The 21,519-nt window shown below is 67.2% G+C and carries 14 protein-coding genes; 7 read left to right on the top strand and 7 right to left on the bottom strand.

Translation table 11 applies throughout. The annotated features are described in order from the left end of the window. Positions 1 to 568 precede the first annotated feature (568 nt). Positions 569 to 2,179 carry a SulP family inorganic anion transporter gene (locus tag ACZK0Z_RS17855; RefSeq protein WP_197633668.1) on the top strand — a complete coding sequence of 537 codons (1,611 nt, stop codon included), beginning with the start codon at positions 569 to 571 and terminating at the stop codon, positions 2,177 to 2,179. A gap of 132 nt (positions 2,180 to 2,311) precedes the next feature. Here the strand turns inward: ACZK0Z_RS17855 and ACZK0Z_RS17850 are convergent, their stop codons facing one another. Next, a complete protein-coding gene (locus tag ACZK0Z_RS17850; RefSeq protein ID WP_197633667.1) occupies positions 2,312 to 3,022 on the bottom strand; it encodes a glutathione S-transferase family protein in 711 nt (236 codons plus the stop codon). Positions 3,023 to 3,181: 159 nt separating this feature from the next. On the opposite strand from ACZK0Z_RS17850, the gene ACZK0Z_RS17845 reads away from it, so the two are divergent. Together ACZK0Z_RS17845 and clpB are read left to right on the top strand one after the other, a co-directional pair. Continuing rightward, entirely contained in the window at positions 3,182 to 4,003 is an 822-nt protein-coding gene (locus ACZK0Z_RS17845) for a DUF3014 domain-containing protein (protein WP_049430693.1), read from the top strand. A 181-nt stretch (positions 4,004 to 4,184) separates the two neighbouring features. After that, positions 4,185 to 6,770 (top strand): ATP-dependent chaperone ClpB, encoded by a 2,586-nt coding sequence (gene clpB, locus ACZK0Z_RS17840; RefSeq protein ID WP_049430692.1) that lies wholly within the window; start codon positions 4,185 to 4,187, stop codon positions 6,768 to 6,770. A gap of 71 nt (positions 6,771 to 6,841) precedes the next feature. Here the strand turns inward: clpB and ACZK0Z_RS17835 are convergent, their stop codons facing one another. From ACZK0Z_RS17835 to ACZK0Z_RS17825, 3 genes are all read right to left on the bottom strand, one after another. Further along, the gene (locus tag ACZK0Z_RS17835; protein ID WP_197633787.1) at positions 6,842 to 7,648 is read right to left on the bottom strand and encodes a MipA/OmpV family protein; all 807 of its coding nucleotides are present in this window, start codon (positions 7,646 to 7,648) and stop codon (positions 6,842 to 6,844) included. Positions 7,649 to 7,788: 140 nt separating this feature from the next. Next, positions 7,789 to 9,078: an ATP-binding protein gene (locus tag ACZK0Z_RS17830; RefSeq protein WP_197633786.1), complete on the bottom strand. Its 1,290-nt coding sequence runs from the start codon at positions 9,076 to 9,078 to the stop codon at positions 7,789 to 7,791. Then, the gene (locus tag ACZK0Z_RS17825; RefSeq protein WP_197633785.1) at positions 9,075 to 9,812 is read right to left on the bottom strand and encodes a winged helix-turn-helix domain-containing protein; all 738 of its coding nucleotides are present in this window, start codon (positions 9,810 to 9,812) and stop codon (positions 9,075 to 9,077) included. Before ACZK0Z_RS17825 ends, ACZK0Z_RS17830 begins: the two co-directional genes overlap by 4 nt. 182 nt (positions 9,813 to 9,994) lie before the next feature. Between ACZK0Z_RS17825 and ACZK0Z_RS17820 the strand changes: the two genes are divergently transcribed. Then, the gene (locus ACZK0Z_RS17820; protein ID WP_197633784.1) at positions 9,995 to 11,281 is read left to right on the top strand and encodes an O-acetylhomoserine aminocarboxypropyltransferase/cysteine synthase family protein; all 1,287 of its coding nucleotides are present in this window, start codon (positions 9,995 to 9,997) and stop codon (positions 11,279 to 11,281) included. 425 nt (positions 11,282 to 11,706) lie between these two features. Here ACZK0Z_RS17820 and ybaL read toward each other — a convergent pair whose 3' ends face one another. Beyond that, positions 11,707 to 13,404 carry a YbaL family putative K(+) efflux transporter gene (gene ybaL, locus ACZK0Z_RS17815; RefSeq protein WP_049428477.1) on the bottom strand — a complete coding sequence of 566 codons (1,698 nt, stop codon included), beginning with the start codon at positions 13,402 to 13,404 and terminating at the stop codon, positions 11,707 to 11,709. Positions 13,405 to 13,562: 158 nt separating this feature from the next. Continuing rightward, on the bottom strand, positions 13,563 to 15,950 hold the full coding sequence (locus ACZK0Z_RS17810; protein WP_197633036.1) for a TonB-dependent receptor domain-containing protein: 2,388 nt from the start codon (positions 15,948 to 15,950) through the stop codon (positions 13,563 to 13,565). A 335-nt stretch (positions 15,951 to 16,285) separates the two neighbouring features. Between ACZK0Z_RS17810 and ACZK0Z_RS17805 the strand changes: the two genes are divergently transcribed. Further along, positions 16,286 to 18,151 carry an ABC-F family ATP-binding cassette domain-containing protein gene (locus ACZK0Z_RS17805; protein WP_043400521.1) on the top strand — a complete coding sequence of 622 codons (1,866 nt, stop codon included), beginning with the start codon at positions 16,286 to 16,288 and terminating at the stop codon, positions 18,149 to 18,151. A 114-nt stretch (positions 18,152 to 18,265) separates the two neighbouring features. On the opposite strand, the gene ampR is transcribed toward ACZK0Z_RS17805, so the two are convergent. Beyond that, a complete protein-coding gene (gene ampR, locus ACZK0Z_RS17800; protein ID WP_197633035.1) occupies positions 18,266 to 19,129 on the bottom strand; it encodes a LysR family transcriptional regulator AmpR in 864 nt (287 codons plus the stop codon). A 175-nt stretch (positions 19,130 to 19,304) separates the two neighbouring features. On the opposite strand from ampR, the gene blaL2 reads away from it, so the two are divergent. Further along, on the top strand, positions 19,305 to 20,216 hold the full coding sequence (gene blaL2, locus ACZK0Z_RS17795; protein ID WP_197633033.1) for a L2 family extended-spectrum class A beta-lactamase: 912 nt from the start codon (positions 19,305 to 19,307) through the stop codon (positions 20,214 to 20,216). A gap of 86 nt (positions 20,217 to 20,302) precedes the next feature. Further along, positions 20,303 to 21,517, top strand: coding sequence for a cation:proton antiporter domain-containing protein (locus tag ACZK0Z_RS17790; protein ID WP_197633031.1), 1,215 nt, complete (start codon positions 20,303 to 20,305; stop codon positions 21,515 to 21,517). Positions 21,518 to 21,519: the final 2 nt, after the last annotated feature.

Here is a 21,519-nt window from a genome sequence, read left to right as displayed (position 1 = left end):
AGCCAGAGCCAGAGCCAGAGCAGAAGCTGGTTTCCTGAGGGATGGCGGGGTGGGTTCGGTTGCGGGGGACGCCGTAAACCCGTCGCTGGGGGCTTGGCCGCGGCATCCATGCCGCGGACACCCCCGCAACCGGACCCACCCTGCCTTCGACAGTTTCCTGCGATCTGTCGGTAGATCCACGCCATGTGTGGATAACGTGGAAATGATCGAATTGTTCGTGTAGAGCCGAGCCATGCTCGGCTCAGAGCGAAGCGACCCGCTTTTGCTTTTGATCTTTTGATTCCTTTCCGTGGCTGGCACGCGCAGGGAATTGTCAGGGGCCGGTCGGGATGGGCTGCGCAGGACCGTTGGCGCCATGGAGGGCGCCATCGAGCCCCCAAGGACGGGTTTACGGCGTGTCCTGCGCAGCCCATCCCGATCGGCCGACTCCGATAAAGCTGCTTTTGGCGACCCACCCCCAGCCACGAGGGGCCCCGCCGTTGGCTGGAACCCATCATTCCACCGCGGAATTGGCGCCCGGGCCCCGCTGGGCCTACCATCGGCGGTCCCCACCCCCACCGCCCCTTCCATGTCCGCTCCCGCTTCCGCCGCACCGCGTCGCTGGTTCGTCGCCGGTGACTTCAACGGTTTCTTCGGCCTGGTCGTCGACAACCTCTCCATTCTCGGCTTCATCGCCATGGCGCTGGTCGGGATCTTCCAGTTCCCGGCCGATGTAGTGTTCGGCCGCATGTTCCCCGGCACCGCCTTCGGCGTGCTGGTCGGCAACCTGCTGTACACCCTGATGGCGCGCCGGCTGGCGGCACGTACCGGCCGCGACGATGTCACCGCCATGCCGCTGGGCCTGGATGCACCGACCAGCATCGGCATGGCGTTGCTGGTGCTCGGCCCGGCCTTCATCGCGTTCAAGCAGCAGGGCATGGACCCGCACGCTGCGGGCATCGCCACCTGGCAGCTGGGCATGGCCGCGCTGGTCATCATGGGCGTACTCAAGTTCGTGCTGTCGTTCTTCGGCGAAGCGGTCACCCGCGCGCTGCCACGTGCGGCGCTGCTGGGCTCGATCGCCGGCATCGCGCTGGTACTGATGGGCCTGCTGCCGCTGCTGGAAACGCTGCGCTCGCCGCTGGTCGGCTTCACCACGCTGGGCCTCCTGCTGTATGTATTGATCGCCAAGGGCAGGCTGCCGGTGCGTGGTCCGGGCGTGCTGCTGGCCTTCGTGTTCGGCACCGTGCTGTATTACGGCCTCGGCGTGGCCGGGTTGGGCGCGCCGGGCTTCCATGTGCCGGAATGGGTGCCGCCGCAGGTGGTGCTGCCGCTGCCGACGCTGGGCTTCCTTGAGGGCCTGCCCACCGCGATGACCTACCTGCCGCTGCTGCTGCCGTTCGGCCTGCTGATGGTGGTCGGTGGCATCAACGTGTCAGAGAGCGCACGTGCGGCCGGCGATGACTACCGCACCCGCGACATCCTGCTGGTGGAAGCCGTGGCGACGCTGGTGGCTGGTGTCTGCGGCGGCGTTGCGCAGACCACGCCGTACATCGGCCAGCCGGCCTACAAGCACATGGGCGCGCGCAGCGGCTACACGCTGCTGACCGGCCTGTTCGTCGGCATCGGCGGCATGCTCGGCATCATTTCCGGGCTGGTGCAGTGGCTGCCGCTGGCGGTGCTGGCACCGATCATCGTGTACGTGGCCATCGACATCACCACGCAGGCATTCCAGGCCACGCCGCGCCACCATACCGGTGCGATGGTGTTCGGCTTCCTGCCGTCGGTGGCCTATCTGCTTGCAATCAAGGCGCCGGGCTGGGTCGCGCCGGACCAGCTGCCGCAGCTGCTGACCAAGCTCGACGGGCATGGCCTGCCGGAGCTGGCGGTGATCTTCACCCTCGGCAATGGCTTCATCATCACCTCGATGCTGTGGATCTCGGCGGTGGCGGCGATGGTGGACGGCCGCCTGCGCCGCGCCTGTGGCTTCCTGCTGGTGGCGGCGCTGCTGACCCTGTTCGGGCTGATCCACTCGGTGGACCCGCGCGGCGGCATCTACCTGCCGTGGGATCTGGAAGGCCTGGCGCGCATCATCAGCTGGCAGTTCGCGGGCGCGTATGTTGCGCTGGCGATGCTGCTGGGGCTGCTGTCGCTGCAGAAGCAGCCGGTGAAGCCGTTGGGCGATCGCATCGATCATTGACCGGGGGCGCTGGGCATGGCCCGGCGCTACCGCTTTCTTTCCGCCTCCGATGTGTTGCAGAGCCGAGCCTGCGCTCGGCTGCTCTGAGCCGAGCATGGCTCGGCTCTACAACAGGAGTTGCAGGCGGCGGTATCAGCGCGCTCCATCCAGCTCGGGGTAGTGGCGGAAGATGCCTTGGGTGTTGAACGGCAGCCGTCGCTCCGAGGCCAGGTAGGCGGCGATGTTCGGTCGCTTCGACACCCGCTCCTGCAGTGCACGCAGCAGCGGCAGGGTGGGGCCGAGTGCCTGCATGCGGCGCGGGAACATGTAGTCCAGCCCGCTCAGCAGCTGGAACAGCGACAGGTCCACATACGAATGCTCGCGCAGTGCATGGCGACCGCCATTGGCCGTCAGCACCTGCTCGAAGTAGCCGAGGTACTTCGGCAGCCGTTCGCTGCGCAGCGAGACTGCACGCGCCTTGGCCTCGGTCTTCTGCTCCTCGTAGTACTTCGATGCGGCAATCGGATGATGGGTGTCATGCACCTCGGCCACCAGGTCGGCGATGGTCAGCTGCAGTTGCAGCGCCTGCATCCGCCGCGACGCCGCCTGTGGCACCAGGTCCAGCGTCGGGCCGAGGAAATCGAGGATGGCCGCGACCTGTGCGATCACCTGTCGTCCCGCCTTCAGGAACGGTGGCGCGAACGGTTGTGCGCCTTCGCTGCCACCGTCCAGAAACGGCTGCATCACCGCGTCGCCGTGCACCCGTGCCATGTCGATGTAGTCGGCACCTGCATCCTCCAGCGCCAGCCGCACGAACTCGCCACGGCCCTGGATGCCGGTCCAGTAGTACAGCGCGTACTGCATGGCCACGTCTCCACACGATGGGATGCACAGCCTCGCGCAGGAGGTGCAAAGCAGACGTGAGCGCACCGCCCAACCCCAACGCCAGCGGAACGCGCGGGGAACCGGCTGGAACCAAGCGGGTCACACCCTTTCCATGCAGGTGAAAAGAGGGACTGCATCATGCAGAGTGGAAAAGCGGTTTGGCCCTGGGTGCTGGGCGTGGTGGTGATCGGTGGCGCGGGCGGTTGGCTGTTCCGCGATCAGCTGAAGAGCCTGGCGGACGGTGTCCCGGTGCCGGTGCAATCACCCCCCGCCAGTGCTGGTGCGCCGCCACAACCGAAGCCGGCCGTAGAGACCGCACCGGCGCCACCTGCCATCAGGCATCCGCTGGACACCGATGCCGCCGCCGATCCCGCGCTGCCGAAACTGGCCGACAGCGATACCGCGGCCTGGGGCGCATTGAGCCAGCTGTTCCAAGGCGAGGGCCCGCTGACCCTGCTGCTGCGCGATCACCTGATCCAGCGCCTGGTCACCCAGGTCGACAACCTGGACAAGCCCAGCGTGCCCCCAACCGCGCTGGCTGCGAGGCCGTTGCCTGGCAACCTGCAGGTCGAGCCCGGCGAGGGTGGCGAACGCATCGCCGCCGGCAACGCCGCGCGCTATGCGCCCTATGTGCAGGCCTTCACCGCGCTGGACCCGGCGGCAACGGCCACCGCGTACAAACGCTTCTATCCGCTGATCCAGCAGGCCTACGTCGACCTGGGCCGGCCCGAAGGCTACTTCAACGACCGCCTGGTCGCGGTGATCGACCATCTGCTGGATACCCCGGACCTGGTCCAGGCACCGCTGCTGCAGCGCGATGAGCGTGGCCGCTATCGCTTTGTCGATCCCGCCCTGCAGTCGCGCTCGATCGGGCAGAAGGCGCTGCTGCGCATGGACGTGGCGCAGGCGCGGGCGGTCAAGCAGCAGCTGCGCGCGATCCGCAGCGCGATCACCCGCTGAGCCCGTCCGCCACGAGGAACTGATCGGGATCAACGCGCCGACCACACCGGTTCCGGCATGCTGGCCACAGGCTGACTGGCCTCGGGGTGCAGTCGCAGCCACCCTTGAAACTGGGTGGGGCAACCGCATCTTTCCAGCATCGCCGGCGCGGGCCGGCCCTGATGACCGATGAGGATTCGCAATGCGGATGGACAAGCTCACCTCGCGTTTCCAGCAGGCGCTGGCAGACGCACAGTCGCTGGCCGTGGGCCGCGACAACAGCATCATCGAACCGGTTCACCTGTTCAGCGCGCTGCTGGACCAGCAGGGCGGCAGCACGCGCCCGTTGCTGGCCCAGGCGGGGGTGAACGTGCCGGTCCTGCGCGAACGCCTGACCGAGGCGCTGGATGCGCTGCCCAAGGTGTCCGGCCAGGCCGGCAACGTCTCAATGGGCAACGACCTGGGGCGCCTGTTGAACCAGACAGACAAGCTGGCCCAGCAGCACGGTGATGCCTTCATTGCCAGCGAGTGGTTCGTGCTGGCCGCGCTGGACGATGGCGGCACGCTGGGCATGGCGCTGCGCGCCGCCGGTGCCGACAAGACCCGCCTGCAGGCAGCCATCGACAAGCTGCGTGGCGGCGAGAACGTGCAGTCGGAGAATGCCGAGGAACAGCGGCAGGCGCTGGAGAAATACACCATCGACCTGACCGCGCGTGCGGAGAGCGGCAAGCTCGACCCGGTGATCGGCCGCGACGAAGAGATCCGTCGCACCATCCAGGTGCTGCAGCGCCGGACCAAGAACAACCCGGTGCTGATCGGCGAACCCGGCGTGGGCAAGACTGCCATCGTCGAGGGCTTGGCCCAGCGCATCATCAACGACGAAGTGCCTGAGGGCCTGCGCGGCAAGCGCGTGCTGTCGCTGGACATGGGCGCGCTGATCGCCGGTGCCAAATTCCGCGGTGAGTTCGAGGAACGCCTGAAGGGCGTGCTCAACGACCTGGCCAAGAACGAAGGCCAGATCATCCTGTTCATCGACGAACTGCACACCATGGTCGGCGCCGGCAAAGCCGATGGCGCGATGGATGCCGGCAACATGCTGAAGCCGGCGCTGGCGCGCGGCGAGCTGCATTGCATCGGTGCCACCACGCTGGACGAGTACCGCAAATACATCGAGAAGGATGCCGCGCTGGAGCGTCGCTTCCAGAAGGTGTTCGTGGGTGAGCCGTCGGTGGAGGACACCATCGCGATCCTGCGCGGCCTGAAGGAGAAGTACGCGCTGCACCATGGCGTGGAGATCACCGACCCGGCCATCGTCGCCGCCGCGACGCTGTCCAACCGCTACATCACCGACCGCCAGCTGCCGGACAAGGCCATCGACCTGATGGACGAAGCCGCTTCGCGCCTGCGCATGGAGATCGACTCCAAGCCGGAAGAGCTGGACCGCCTGGAGCGCCGGGTGATCCAGCTGAAGATCCAGCGCGAGATGCTGAAGAAGGAGAAGGACGAAGCCTCGCGGCAACGCCTGGCCGACCTGGAGAACGACATCGAGGCGCTGGAACGCGAGTTCTCCGATCTCAATGAAATCTGGAAGTCGGAGAAGGCCGCGCTGCAGGGGGCGACGAAGATCAAGGAACAGGTCGAGCAGGCCAGGCTGGAACTGGAGGCCGCGCAGCGCCGCCAGGATTTCGCCAGGATGAGCGAGATCCAGTATGGCCTGTTGCCGCAGCTGGAAAAGCAGCTGGCCGCCGCGCAGGAAGCCGAGCACAAGGACTTCAAGCTGGTTCAGGACCGCGTGACCGACGAGGAGATTGCCGAAGTCGTTTCGCGCTGGACCGGTATTCCGGTCAACAAGATGCTCGAAGGCGAGCGCGACAAGCTGCTGCGCATGGAAGAGGTGCTGCACAACCGCGTGGTCGGCCAGGAGGAAGCGATCAAGGTCGTCTCCGATGCGGTGCGCCGCTCGCGTGCGGGCCTGTCCGATCCGAACCGTCCGGCCGGCTCGTTCCTGTTCCTCGGTCCGACCGGCGTGGGCAAGACCGAACTGTGCAAGTCGCTGGCCGAGTTCCTGTTCGACAGTGCCGACGCCATGATCCGCATCGACATGAGCGAGTTCATGGAGAAGCACAGCGTCGCCCGCCTGATCGGTGCGCCCCCGGGCTATGTCGGCTACGAGGAAGGCGGTTACCTGACCGAGGCCGTGCGTCGTCGTCCGTATTCGCTGATCCTGCTGGACGAAGTGGAGAAGGCGCATCCGGATGTGTTCAACATCCTGCTGCAGGTGCTGGACGATGGTCGCCTGACCGATGGCCAGGGTCGCACGGTGGACTTCCGCAACACCGTCATCGTGATGACCTCGAACCTGGGTTCGCACCAGATCCAGGACATGAGCGCCGACGACAGCCCGGAGGCCTACACGCAGATGAAGGCGGCGGTGATGGGCGTGGTGCAGGCGCACTTCCGTCCGGAATTCATCAACCGCCTGGACGACATCGTGGTGTTCCATCCGCTGGACAAGCAGCAGATCAAGCAGATCGCGCGCATCCAGATGCGTGGGCTGGAGAAGCGGCTGGCCGAGCGTGGGTTGAAGCTGGCGGTCTCCGATGCGGCGTTCGACCTGCTCGGCAACGTTGGCTTCGATCCGGTGTATGGCGCGCGTCCGTTGAAGCGTGCGATCCAGGCGCAGCTGGAAAACCCGCTGGCACAGAAGATCCTGTCCGGGGCCTTCGTCAACGGCGACACCATCGAAGTCGGCAACGACGGCGGTCACCTGGTGTTCGCCAAGGCGTGAATCATGCGGGGCGCTGCCTGATCGTAGCGCCCCGTTTTCTCCGGTAGCGCCGGGCCATGCCCGGCGACTTCTCAGAAGCGGTGCGTGTAACCGCTCATCAAGCCGAACTGGTTGGGCTTCTGCACGATCGGGCTGTCGGCGGCATCGCCAAGCAGGCGCGTGCCTTCGGCCGAGATGTACCAGTTGCCGTTGCGGCCCACGCGGTGGCTCCACTTCAGGCCGACACCGGCGCTGAACAGGCCGGCCTTCGGCTTGTGTTCGGCAAAGCCGGTACGCGCCGCCTGTTCCGGGCTGACGCCGTACCAGGTCTGCATGTAGCCGCGGTTGCCGTAGTCGGTGGAGACGCTGCCGCTGACCACACCGCCGGCCAGGTCGAACAGCGGCATGGTCAGGTTCAGGTGCACCTGCTGGGTGGCCAGGCCATTCTCGGCCTTGTCCTCATCCTTGCGGGTGAACTGCCAGGAACCGCTCAGCACGGCTTCGCCCAGCGTATAACCAGCCGAGACGCCGACCAGGGGACGGGTATCGATATCGCCCATGCCGCGCAGGAAGTCCGAACCGCCAAGCAGCGAGTCCTTTTCCTTGCGGATGCCGCTGGCGCCGACATAGGCACGCACGCGGGTGTGCTCGCCGATGGAGGTGCCCCAGCCAATGCCACTGGTGCCCAGAAACCATCCCCCCGGCGAGGTGACATCAAAGGACAACGACGGCGTCGCACGATACTCCTCGCTGCCGCTGTAGCGCGGCGTCACGCCGCCGCCAGCGGCAACTTCGAAGGTCCAGTGGTCATCCCTGGCATGGGCGATCGGTGCGGCGAACAGCGGCAACACGGCCAGGCAGAGCAGGGCAGGGGAACGGGAACGGCGACGCTGGGACATGGAAACTCTCGGCAATGGGAGGAAAGCAGCACGCGCATCCGGCGTACGCTGCAGGGTCGCCAGCGTGGCGATATGCCGGCGACGGTTCCCTCCGCAGTTGTGCGGGAGTTGTAATCAACTGTAATCGCGCCCTCGGGCGTTCAGCTGGCAGCCAGCGGCCAGTGCATTTCCAGACGCGCGCCGCCCAGCGTGGCGCGGCTGATGCGCAGCTCACCACCGTGGCGGGCGGCGATGCGGCTGACGATGGCCAGGCCCAGGCCGAAGCCGCCGGTATCGCGGCTGCGGCTGTCGTCCAGGCGGGTGAATGGACGCATCACCTTCTCGCGATCGGCTTCGGCGATGCCGGGGCCGTCGTCATCCACACGCAGGCAGGCACGGCCGTCGACGCCGACCAGCGAGACCTCGACCTGTGAACGTGCATGGCGCAGCGCGTTGCCGACCAGGTTGCTCAACGCCAGCTGCAGCAGGCGCGGCTCGGCGTCCACGCGCGGCAGCGCGCTGGGCAGCACGCGCAGCACCAGGCTGGCGCGTTCGGCGTCACGACGCACATCGGCCAGGCAGGCCTGCAGCCAGTCGTTGGCTTCGATGCGCTGTAGCGGCTCGCTTTCGCTGGGGTGTTCCAGCCGCTCATAGGCCAGCAGTTCGCTGACCAGCCGGTTGAGTTCGGCCAGATCGCCGTGGAGTCCCTGCGCAAGTCGCTCGCGACGTTCGCGATCATCGCTGTCCTGCATCAGGTCCAGGCCGAAGGCCACGCGCGCGATCGGGGTGCGCAGTTCGTGCGAGATCGCATGGGTCAGGTCGCGTTGGCGCTGCACCAGTTCGGCCACGCGCGCTGCCATGCGGTTGGAGTGTTCGACGATGACCCGGATCTGCGAGCGCGGCGAGACCTGTGCGCGCGCTTGCAGATCACCGGCACCGATGCGGTCGGCGTGCAGGCGCAGCGCTTCAAGATCGCGCCAGAGCAGGCGCACCCAGGCGTACAGGCTGGCGCCGACCAGCAGCAGGATGCTGAGGTATGCCGCGATTGTCATGTACGTCGTCATCTGCACCGCGCCAGGCAGGCGCAGGTGCAGCCACCGGCCTCCGATGCCTTCGATGGGCAGCAGGACCTGCTGGTATTGATCGCGCACGATGAAGCCATCGGTCTTCACGGCTGCCTGTTCCTGGGGGGCGAGCGCGGGAGGGCTGTCGAGCAGGGTCAGAGCGATGCCGTAGTGTGGCTGCCACTGCTGCAGGCGCTCACGCTGCTGGCCAGCGTCCAGGCCGGCCAGGCCACTGCGCAGGGCGTACACCTGCCCGCGCACCTGCTCGACGAACACGCGATCCTGCACAGGCGTGTAGATGCCGTCCAGGATGTGGTTGAGGAAGAACACCGACACCAGGAAGCAGGCACCCGTGATAAACCACAGCCACAGGAACAGTCGCTTCACGCCGACCAGGCCGATGGATTGAACTGGTAGCCACGGCCCCACACGGTCTTGATGCGCCGCGGTTCACGCGCATCGTCGCCGAGTTTGCGGCGCAGCTTGCCAATGCTGACATCGACGCTGCGGTCCAGGCCATCGAAGCCGATGCCGCGCACCGCCTGCAGGATCTGGTCGCGGGAGAGGATCTGCCCGGGCTGGCTGGCCAGCAACCACAGGATCTCGAATTCGGTGGTGCCCAGCTCGACCGGCTGGCCGTGCAGGTGTACGTCGCGCTGCACGCGGTCGATCAGCAGTTCACCATGCATCAGCCGGCAGGGGGTGCCGGTGTTGCTGCTGCCGTGGCGGCGGCGCAGCAGCGCGCGCAGGCGGGCCAGCAGCAAGCGCGGCTCGATCGGTTTGTGCACATAGTCATCGGCGCCCGATTCCAGGCCCAGCACCTGTTCGATGTCGTCCTCGCAGGCGGTCAGCATCAGGATCGGCACGTCGGAGAAGCTGCGGATCTGCCGGCACACGTCGATGCCACCGAGGCCGGGCAGCATCAGGTCCAGTACCACCAGTTCCGGCGCATGCTGGCGGCAGGCGGCGCCGGCCTGGTCGCCACGGGCGACATGCTGCACGGCAAAGCCATGCTCGTGCAGGTAGTCGCTGACCAGTTCGGCAAGGCGACGATCGTCCTCCACCAGCAGGACCGGTGTCGGCATGCCGTTGGTGGGGGGTGTCCAAGGGGATGGCTGCATGCGCGTGGGGCCTCCGTGCCCGGGCAGGAGCGCCCGGCGGCGAAGCCTAGCAACGGCTCATGACGGCTGCCTGAATCCCGGCCAACCTGATAACCGCCGGTACGCACGTCATCGCCAGTGGCTCTCAGTGCCAGGCTGCGGCTGGCCTATGGTGGCGGTTTCCCCGGATGGAGCCTGGTGCAATGAGCGACCCGCAGTGGCAACTGGAAACCCTGGCCGTGCATGGCGGCTACCGTCCCGACCCGACCACCCGCGCGGTGGCGGTGCCGATCTACCAGACGGTGGCGTACGCCTTCGATGACACCCAGCATGGCGCCGACCTGTTCGACCTGAAGGTGCCGGGCAACATCTACACGCGCATCATGAACCCCACCACCGACGTGCTGGAGCAGCGCCTGGCCGCCCTGGAAGGTGGCATCGGCGCACTGGCGCTGGCCTCGGGGCAGGCCGCGATCACCTATGCCATCCAGACCATTGCCGAGGCCGGCGACAACATCGTCGCCTCCAGCGCGCTGTATGGCGGCAGCCTCAACCTGCTGGCGCATACGCTGCCGCAGTACGGCATCCAGGCGCGCTTCGCCGACCCCGCCGATCCGGCCGCGTTCGCCGCGTTGATCGACGAGCGAACCAAGGCGGTGTTCGTCGAATCGATCGGCAACCCGCGCGGCAATGTCACCGACATCGCCGCCATCGCCGAAGTCGCTCACGCGGCCGGCGTGCCGCTGATCGTCGACAACACCGTGGCCACGCCCTTCCTGCTGCGCCCGTTCGAGCACGGTGCCGACATCGTGGTGCATTCGCTGACCAAGTACCTGGGCGGCCACGGCAACAGCCTGGGCGGTGCGATCATCGACTCTGGCCGTTTCGACTGGGCTGCGCAGCCGAAGCGCTTCGCCCGCCTCAACCAGCCCGACCCCAGCTACCACGGCGTGGTCTACGCCGAGGCCCTGGGCCCTGCCGCCTACATCGGCCGCGCGCGCGTAGTGCCGCTGCGCAATACCGGCGCGGCGCTGTCGCCGTTCAATGCCTTCCTGATCCTGCAGGGCATCGAGACGCTGGCACTGCGCATGGAGCGCATCAACGCCAACGCACTGGCCGTCGCGCAGTTCCTGAAGGCGCACGCCAAGGTGGCGTGGGTGCGTTACGCTGGTTTGGCCGACGACCCGGAGCATGCCGCCGCGCAGCGCTACCTCGGTGGCCACGGCTCGGGCGTGCTGACCTTTGGCCTGCCGGGTGGGCGTGAAGCCGGCGCACGCTTCCTCGATGCGTTGAAGCTGTTCACCCGGCTGGTGAACCTGGGAGACGCCAAGTCGCTGGCCACCCATCCGGCGTCCACCACCCATCGCCAGTTGGACGCAGCTGAACTGGCCAAGGCCGGCGTCAGCGAAGACACCGTGCGTCTGTCGATCGGCATCGAGCACATCGGCGACCTGCGCGCGGACCTTGAGCAGGCCCTGGCCGGCGCCTGATAGCCACACGCTTGGTCGTCATCGCCACAGGCGATCACCACCCATCGCGCAATGCGCTACGGTGGAGCTGCCTCTCCAAGGCGTGGCAACGTGGCGATCCAGATCCCCGGTCGATGCGGGTCGACCGGGGATTTTTCATGTTTCCGGGGTCAGATCCGTTTTCCTGCGGAAAACGGATCTGACCCCATACGCCGCCGTGTCGACCAAGGTCGACACCCACCAACAGCAGCAGCGAACCGTCGAAGGCGGGGTGGGTCCGGTTGCAGGGGCGTGAGCGCCATGGATGGCGCGACCGAGCCTCCATGGACGGATTCACGGCGTCCCCTGCAACCGGACCCTCCCCGCCATCCCACGGATAGTCAGCTTTTGCTTTTGCCGTTGCTTTGGCAGGTGCAGGGCTGCAAGCCCTGCCGCACCCACACCCCTCACACCACCGGAATGCTGTGCTGCCCCAGATTCCGGTACGGCGGCGTCGACATGATCATCTCCGCCAGCGAATAGGCCAGCTCGCGCTCGGCCATCACCGTGCCATCGGCACCGTGTTCCAGCAGGTGCTTCACCTCGGCATCGCTGTGCGCACGTGCCAGCAGGGTCAGGTCCGGGTTGATCGCCCGCAGCTTGGCCAGCGCCTCACCGGCTTCCAGCGGCTGCGGAATCGCCAGCACCGCGATCTTGGCGCGCTCCGGATGAGCTTCGGCCAGCACCCGGTCGGCGGCGGCACTGCCGCGGATCGCCGCCAGGCCCTTGGCGTGCGCCTGTTCGACGTGTTCCTTGTTGTCATCGATCACCAGCACCGGCACGCCGCGATCGCGCAGCACCTGCGCCAGTTCGCTGCCGACCCGGCCGTAGCCGATCACGATGGCGTGGTCACGCAGGTCGCGCGAGGGACCGATGGCCTCTTCTGGTTCCGCCGGCTGCGGCTGCTGTTCCTGCTTGGCCTGCCAACGGTCGAGCAGGCCGAACACCAGTGGATTGAGCATGATCGACACCAGCGCACCAGCCAGCACCAGCGATTGGCCTTCCTTCGGCAGGATCTGCAGCGCCACGCCGAGGCCGGCGATGATGAAGGCGAACTCGCCGATCTGCGCCAGGCTGGCCGAAATGGTCAGCGCAGTGCTGGTCGGATGGCCGAACGCACGCACGATGAAGAACGCCGCGGCCGATTTGCCAAACATGATGATCAGCACCGTGGCCAGCACCTGCCACGGGTGCTGGACGAGGATGTTGGGGTCGAACAGCATGCCGACCGAGACGAAGAACAGCACCGCGAACGCGTCGCGCAGCGGCAGCGAATCGTGCGCAGCCTTGTGGCTCAGCTCCGATTCGTTGAGCAGCATGCCGGCGAAGAACGCGCCCAGTGCGAACGAGACACCGAACAGCATCGCCGAGCCGAATGCCACGCCCAGCGCGATCGCCAGCACTGACAGGGTGAACAGTTCGCGCGAGCCGGTACCGGCGATGCGTTCCAGGATCCACGGAATGACCCGGCGCCCGACCACCAGCATCACCGCCACGAACAGGCCCAGCTGCACGAAGGTCCAGCCGATGTCGGCCAGCACGCTGCCCAGCGAGTGCGATTCCTTGGCCGCATCGGGGCCAAACACGCCGGCCATCACCGGCATCATCACCAGTGCCAGCACGCAGGCCAGGTCTTCCACGATCAGCCAGCCGACCGCGATCTTGCCGCGCATGGTCTCCAGCAGGCGGCGTTCCTCCATCGCCCGCAGCAGCACCACGGTACTCGCGGTGGCCAGCGAGAAACCGAAGATGACGCCATGGATGGCCGGCCAGCCCATCAGCGAGGCCACGCCCCAGCCGAGCAGGGTGGCGACCGCGATCTGGCCGATGGCACCGGGGATGGCGATGGCCTTGACCGCCATCAGGTCTTTCAGCGAGAAGTGCAGGCCGACACCGAACATCAGCAGCATCACGCCCAGTTCGGCCAGCTGGTTGGCCAGCGCCTGGTCGGCGACGAAGCCGGGGGTGAACGGGCCTACACAGATGCCAGCAACCAGGTAACCGACCAGGGGAGACAAGCGGAGCTTGTTGGCCAGCGCGCCGAAGATGAAGGCGAGCCCCAGGCCAACGGCAACGATGTTGATCAGGTCGGTGTCATGGTGCATCGGCTCTCGCAGAATTCGGGGGGATGCCCCGATTTTCACCTAATGCGCCAGATGCAGCAAACCCAGCAGGCAAATGGGGTCAGATCTCTTTTCCTGCAGGAAAAGGGATCTGACCCCACCCGGGCCACGGAATGCCGGCCAGCGGCCGGCACTACCCCTTACCAGGTGTACTTGATCCGCCCATACACATACGCGCCGTTGAAGCCGAACGGCGAGTAGTTGCTGTACGGCAGCATGCCGAAGGTGGAGTTCTGCAGGTCTTCGGTGCGGTCCGGGTACTTGTCCAGCAGGTTGTCGGCGCCCACGGTCAGGGTCCAGTTGCTGCTCGGCTTGTAGCTGGCCGAGGCATCCACCACCCAGGCATCGCCGTAGGTCTGGTCACGCAGCGCGGTGGCCGAGTTGCGCACGGTGAACTTGCCGTAGCGGGTGGCGGCCAGGCCCAGTTCCCAGTGATCCGAACGCCAGGTGCCGCTCAGGATCGCCTTGTCGCGCGGGTAGCTGTCCTCGATGCGGCCGATCTCATCGCGGCCGATCAGCGACTGGGTCAGGCCCAGCGTGCCAAACACCGCCGGGGTGCCGCCGACGCGGCGCACTTCGGTGTCGTTGTAGCTGTAGGCGGCGGTCAGTTCCAGGCTGCTGGCACTGAACGGCACCGTGTAGCTGGACACGAAGTCGACGCCGCGGGTGCGCGTATCCAGGCCGTTGGTGAAGTACGAGAACGCGGTCACCTGCGGCAGGCCGAGGGTGCCCAGCAGCGCGCTGGTGGCGGCGTTGGTGGTGATGCTGGACGACAGCGCGATGCGGTCATCGATGTCGATCTGGTAGGCATCGACGGTGATGTACAGGCGGTCCACCGGCTGCAGCACCAGGCCCAGGCTGTAGGAGGTGGAGGTCTCGGCCTTCAGCGGCGAGGCGCCCAGCGCCTGCGCGGCCGGGCTGGTGGTCGGGAAGGTGCCGCGTTCAACGAACACGCCATTGAGGAACTGGCTGGTGACGGCCTGGTAACCCTGCTGCGCCAGCGACGGTGCGCGGAAGCCACTGGACGCGGTAGCGCGCAGCGCGACCTTGTCGGTGAACGCGTAGCGCGCCGACAGCTTGCCGGAGAAGCGGTCGCCGAAGTCCGAGTAGTCCTCGTAGCGGCCGGTGATGCCCGCCGAGAACTTCTCGGTCAGGTCCGCTTCCAGGCCGGCGTAGACCGCGTAGTTGTGGCGGTCGGCATGCACTTCATTGGTCGGGGTGAAGCCCGCGAAGCCCTGCGCGCCGCTGCCGGTGTACGAGTTCAGCTCGCCCGGCTTCTGGTCCCATTTCTCCTTGCGGTACTCACCACCGAAGGACAGCGTGACCGGGTAGGCCAGGCCCCAGTCCAGCGACTTGGTCAGGTCGGCGTTGAAGATGTCCTGCTGGTACTTCAGCGTGCCGTCGTAGAACGAGCGCGGGCTGGTCGCACCGAGGCTGTAGTTGATGCTGTTGCGGGTGTGGAAATCGAGGGTGTTCTCGCCGTGGTTCAGGCTCAGGTCCCAGGTCCAGCCGCTGTCGGTGTTGCCCTTGACCCCGGCCACCAGCGAACGGTCCTTGGAATACTGGTTGATCTCCGGCACGTAGCCATCCGGGTAGGTCTGCGCCAGCAGCGCGCTCTGCCCGCTGTGGTTGCGCGAGCGGTAGAACGCGAACGAGGTGATGTCGCGGTTGCTGAGCAGCGCGCTGGCGTAGCCGGTCACGTGGTCGCTGAAGTCGAAGCTGGCGTTAGCCGAGGCGGCGGTGGCATCCACGCGCGGGTCGCCGACGATGAAGGTCTTCTGGCCGATGCTCGGGAAGTTGCCGGTGTTCGGCGTGGTGCCGCGGTACGGGCCGGCGCGGTTGCTCTCGTCCTGCTGGCTGATCTGGCCGGCCACGTGCACGCGGCCACGGCCGTTGCCGAACTCGACGCCGGTATCGCCGGACAGCTGGTACTTGTTGCCGTCACCGGCCGAGTACTGGCCGTAATCCACCGCCAGGCTGCCGCCACGGCCGCTGCCCTTGAGCACGATGTTGATGACGCCGGCAATGGCGTCCGAGCCGTACTGCGCCGACGCGCCGTCGCGCAGCACTTCCACGCGCTCGATCGCGGCGATCGGGATCGCGTTGATGTCCACCGCCGACGAGCCACGGCCGATGCTGCCGTTGACGTTGATCATCGCCGAGGTGTGGCGGCGCTTGCCGTTGACCAGCACCAGCACCTGGTCCGGCGACAGGCCGCGCAGCTGCGCCGGGCGCACGCCGCTGGTGCCGTCGGTCAGGGCCGGGCGCGGGAAGTTCAGCGAGGGCAGCGCGCGCGACAGCGCCGTGGCCAGTTCGCTGGTGCCGGTGGACTGCAGTGCTTCGGGGGTAATGATGTCGATCGGCGACTGCGATTCGGCCACCGTGCGGTCGGCCACGCGGGTGCCGGTGACGATCACTGTGTCCAGGGTGTTGGCGGCGGTGCCGGCCTGCTGGGCAGCGGCGACGAACGGAGAGCCACCGAGTGCGACAGCGACGGCGGCGGCGATCAGGCTGGTCTTGCGGGTCATCGGGATGGGGCTCCGGTTGGCAGGGGCGGCACCGGAATCGACATCACGGGGGTGAGGCGGACGGCGGTTGTTGCGGTGCGCAATACAGCAATTAACGGGATATTCAGTGCCTGTCAAATGCCGGGCGTCAGAAAAAACGTTGCAGCAGCAACCATTTAGCCCGGATCAGCGCTGGCGGGAAGGGAGCCCGGGACGCGCGCGGCGAGGACGTGGGAGAGAGGAACGTCGGCCACTGCGCATCCCGGGACGCGTCAAGTATTCGTTAACGCTAGAATTGCGTCGCAGGAACAGTGCTTACCAGCACATTCCATCCGGTTATATGGACCCCTCCCCCGATGATCTCCCTTCGTAATTTCGCCTTGCGCCGCGGCGAGCGGCTGCTGTTGTCCAATGTCGACCTGACCCTGCACGCCGGTTACCGGGTGGGTGTGGTCGGCCGCAACGGTGCTGGCAAGTCCAGCCTGTTCGCGGCGGTGAAGGGCGAGCTGGAGGCCGACAAGGGTGACGTCGACCTGCCCGGCAAGGTCCGTATCGCCAGCGTGGCGCAGGAAACCCCGTCGCTGCCGGACCCGGCGCTGAGCTTCGTGCTGGGCGGTGACATCGAAGTGGCCGCGGTGCTGGCCGCGGAGGCCGAGGCGACCGCCCGTGAAGACTGGGAAGCGGTGGCCGAGGCGCACACGAAGATGGCCGAGCTCAATGCCTACGATGCCGAAGCGCGCGCCGGCAAGCTGCTGCACGGCCTCGGCTTCCCGGCCGAGACCCATCACCGCGCGGTGTCCTCGTTCTCCGGCGGTTGGCGCGTGCGCCTGAACCTGGCGCGCGCGCTGATGATGCCCAGCGACCTGTTGCTGCTGGACGAACCGACCAACCACCTCGACCTGGACGCGGTGTACTGGCTGGAACAGTGGCTGCTGAAGTACCCGGGTACGCTGCTGCTGATCTCGCATGACCGCGAGTTCCTCGACAACGTCGCCACCCACACCCTGCACCTGCACGGTGGTGGCGCCAAGCTCTACCCGGGTGGCTACACCGATTTCGAGCGCCAGCGCGCCGAACAGCTGCGCCAGCAGCAGATCGCGCACGAGAAGGAACAGGCCGAGCGCGCCCACCTGCAGAGCTTCATCGACCGCTTCAAGGCGCAGGCCAGCAAGGCCGCGCAGGCGCAGAGCCGCATGAAGCGCCTGGCCAAGCTGGCCGGCACCGAAGCGGTGCGCGCCGAGCGTGAGTTCCGCATCGAATTCGCGCCGCCGGCCAAGCTGCCGTTCTCGCTGATCCGCCTGAACCACGTCGAGGCCGGCTACGGCAAGGACGCGGTGATCCTGCACAACGTCGGCTTCGGCCTGGAAGCGGGCCAGCGTATCGGCCTGCTCGGCCCGAACGGCGCCGGCAAGACCACCCTGGTGAAGACCCTGGTGGGCGAGCTGGCACCGATCGTCGGCGAGCGCATGGCGCACCCGGACCTGAAGATCGGCTACTTCGCCCAGCACACGGTGGAGTCGCTGCACGAAGGCCAGTCGCCGATGGAGCACTTCCGCGAGATCGCCCCGGATGCGCCGAACCAGTCGTTCCGCGACTTCCTCGGCAAGTGGAACTTCCCCGGCGACCGCGCATTCGAGCCGGTCGATGGCTTCTCCGGTGGCGAGCGCGCACGCCTGGCGCTGGCGCTGATCGCCTGGCAGCAGCCGAACGTACTGCTGCTGGACGAACCGACCAACCACCTTGACCTGGAAATGCGCGAAGCGCTGGCCGAAGCACTGGCCACCTTCGAAGGCGCGATCGTGATGGTCTCGCACGACCGCCACCTGATCGGCCTGGTCTGCGATACCTACTGGCGCGTGGCCGATGGCGTGGTCGAGCCGTTCGACGGCGACCTCGATGCCTACGCCGCCTGGCTGCGTACCCGCCCGCAGGCGCAGGGCACCAAGGCGCGCATGGAGCAGGTGGAAGAGCCGGTGGTGGTCAAGACCGCCCCGGTGGCGCAGGTGGTGCAGAAGAAGCCGGTGAACCCGCACAAGCTGGCCGCCGCCGAAGCCAAGGTGGCCGAGCTGGAAGGCGCCCTGGCCGAACTGGACCGGCAGCTGGCCGACCCGGCCAATTACGCCGATGCCACGCGCATGGCGGTGATCGGCCGTGACCGCGAAACCGCTGCCGCGCAGCTTGAAAAAGCCGAAGCGGCCTGGATGGAACTGCTGGAGTCCTGACCGGTAGTGCCGGCCGCTGGCCGGCTGGCTTTCTTGTAGAGCCGAGCCCTGCTCGGCTTGCGCGCGCAGCGCGGTATTGGACATGAAGCAGCCGAGCGTGGGCTCGGCTCTACATCATGACTGCGCCTGCAGCCACTCGCGGAAGCGCTTGGCCGGCTCACGTTCGGCGCGCGAGCGCAGCCGTGTCAGCCAGTAGCGGCCCAGCTCCAGCGTGGTGCCGAACGGCTGCAACAAACGGCCCTCGGCCAGTTCCTGCTCGAACATGCGCAACGGCAGCAGTGCCACGCCGGCGCCACCGGCGGCCGCCATCGCGACCGTCAACGAGGAATCGAATACCGGCCCGCGCGCTTCCACGCCGCTGACCCCGGCCGCCTGCAACCAGCGCGGCCACTCGTCGCTGCGGTAGGAGCGCAGCAGTGGCAGCGTGCCCAGGTCACGCGGTTGCTTCAGGCGCCGCGCCAGCGCCGGCGCACACAGCGGTGCGAAGGGCGCGTCGAGGATCGCCGTGCAGTGCTGGCCCTGCCAGTCGCCATCACCGAAGCGGATCGCCAGGTCCAGCCCTTCTCCCGCCAGATCGATACGGTTGTTGTGGGTCTGCAGGCGCAGCTCGATGTCTGGATGCGCGCTCTCGAACGCAGCCAGTCGTGGTAGCAGCCAGCCAGTGGCGAAAGTGCCGACCACGCCCAGGGTCAGCACCTCACGCGCAGGTCCACCGGTGTAACGCGCGATGCTGGCCGAAATGCGCTCGAACGATTCGCTGAGCACCGGGTACAGCGCGGCACCCTCATCGGTCAGGGCCACGCCGCGCGGCAGGCGATGGAACAGGCGGATGCCGAGCCGGTCCTCCAGGCCGCGGATCTGGTGGCTCAGCGCGGCCTGGCTGACGCACAGCTCCAGCGCGGCACGGGTGAAATTCTGGTGGCGCGCGGCGGCCTCGAAGGCGCGCAGGGCGTTCAGCGGCAGGGTCGGGTGCAGCATGGCGCAGTCGTGAGCTGGAGTGATGGATGATCCTAGCGTGGCAATGGGTGATTTCGGAAAATTAAGGGGTTGAATGCGACAGGTATGAGTTCAGCTAATGGCTTGCGCTGATTTTTTGCGCTGGTCGCCCTGGTGGGCGACGCCAATAATCGAACGGTCCCCAGGAGAACCCCGCATGCTCGCCCGTCGCCGATTCCTGCAGTTCAGTGGTGCCGCTGTTGCTTCCTCGCTTGCCCTGCCGTTGCTGGCACGTGCGGTGGGCGCCACGACCGCCGCCGCCCCGGCCGATGCCGCCATTAGTGCCGCCACTGATTTCGCCGCACTGGAGAAGGCCTGCGCCGGCCGTCTGGGGGTGACCCTGCTCGATTCCGCCAGCGGTCGCCGCGTCGGCCATCGCCAGGACGAGCGTTTCCCGATGTGCAGCACCTTCAAGAGCATGCTGGCCGCGACCGTGCTCAGCCAGGCCGAGCGCGCACCCGCGCTGCTCGACCGGCGCGTGCCGGTGCGCGAGGCCGACCTGCTCTCGCACGCACCGATGACCCGGCGCCACGTCGGCAAGGACATGACCGTGCGCGACCTGTGCCGGGCCACGGTCATCACCAGCGACAACACGGCTGCCAACCTGTTGTTCGGTGTGGTCGGCGGGCCGCCAGCGGTCACCGCGTTCCTGCGTGCCAGCGGCGATGCGGTCAGCCGCAGCGACCGGCTGGAGCCGGAAATGAACAGCTTCGCCGAAGGTGACCCGCGCGACACCACCACGCCGGCGGCGATGGCTGGTTCGCTGCAGCGCGTGGTGCTGGGGAAAGTGCTGCAGCCGGCATCGCGCCAGCAGCTGGCCGACTGGTTGATCGACAATGAAACCGGCGATGCCTGCCTGCGGGCGGGCCTGGGCAAGCGCTGGCGGGTGGGCGACAAGACTGGCAGCAATGGCGAGGACGCGCGCAACGACATCGCCGTGTTGTGGCCGCGCGCGGGCGGCGCACCGTGGGTACTGACGGCCTATCTGCAGGCCGGCGCGATCAGCAACGAGCAGCGTGCCCTGGTGCTGGCCCAGGTGGGCCGGATCGCCGATCGACTGATTGGATGAGGTAACCGGGGTCATTCAATCGTGGCTTGCCGGATCGGTTCGGCGCGCGCATCCTGCGCGCGTTCGAACCCCACGGAAGACCCCCGATGAGCCATGAGTTGATCTACCTGCTGCTGATCTTCGCGCTGCTGGTGATCCCGCGCGCGCTGCAGCGCTTCAGCCTGCCCGCACCACTGACCTGCCTGCTGTTCGGCATCATCGGCATGCTCTGGCTGGGCGACCAGGCCCACGATGCGGTGATCGGCCTGCTGGCCACGCTGGGTATTTCCTCGCTGTTCCTGTTCGCCGGCCTGGAAGTGGACCTGCAGGCGCTGCGTCGTGGCATGTGGCCACTGCTGGCGCACCTGGTGATCCGCAGTGCGACGTTGTTCGGCGTTGGCTGGCTGGCCTGGCGTTACGCAGGGCTGCCGTGGCAGGCCGCGGGCCTGTTGGCGCTGGCGCTGCTGACGCCCTCCACCGGTTTCATCATGGATTCGTTGTCGCGGCTGGGCCTGAGCGAAGACGAGCGGTTCTGGGTGACCAGCAAGGCCATTGCCGGCGAACTGCTGGCGCTGGCGGCGTTGTTCATCGTGCTGCAGGCTGGTGACCCGGGCCACATGGCGCTGTCCAGCCTGGCCCTGTTGGCGATGATGGTCGGCCTGCCGCTGCTGTTCATCGCGCTGGGACGCTGGGTGGCGCCGCACGCGCCCGGCTCGGAATTCTCGCTGCTGGTGATGGTGGGCATGGTGGCGGCCTACATCACCTACCTGCTGGGCGTGTATTACCTGGTCGGCGCGTTCATCGCCGGGCTGGTCGCGCGCCTGCTGCACCAGCGCATGCCGCTGCTGGCCTCGCACGAGAACCTGCACGCGTTGCGCCTGTTCGCGTCGTTCTTCGTGCCGTTCTACTTCTTCAATGCTGGCACCAAGGTGCCCAGTGAAGCACTCAGCTTCGAGGCGCTGGGGCTGGGCATCATGATCACCCTGGTGGTGCTGCCGCTGCGCATCGGCGTGGTCTGGCTGCAGCGCCGGGTGATGTTCGGCGAAAGCTTCCGCAGCAGCCTGCGGGTCTCGTTGGCGCTGGCACCGACGCTGATCTTCACCCTGGTGCTGGCAGCGATCATGCGCGAGCGCTTCCAGATTCCGGCCGTGCTGTTTGGTGCGCTGCTGTTGTATGCGGCATTGACTACGCTGCTGCCGTCGCTGGTGTTCCGCACCCCGTTCGATGTCGACCCGGTGGAGCAGGAGCCGGCGGGCGAGGGCGAAGCAGCACCGGTCGCGGCGACCGAAGCGGTGCCGGCAGCACCGCCCGCCGAACGTTGAGC

The sequence above is a fragment of the Stenotrophomonas sp. 116085_Sma genome, assembly GCF_056479585.1.
This window is presented reverse-complemented; position numbering and strand designations above follow the sequence as displayed.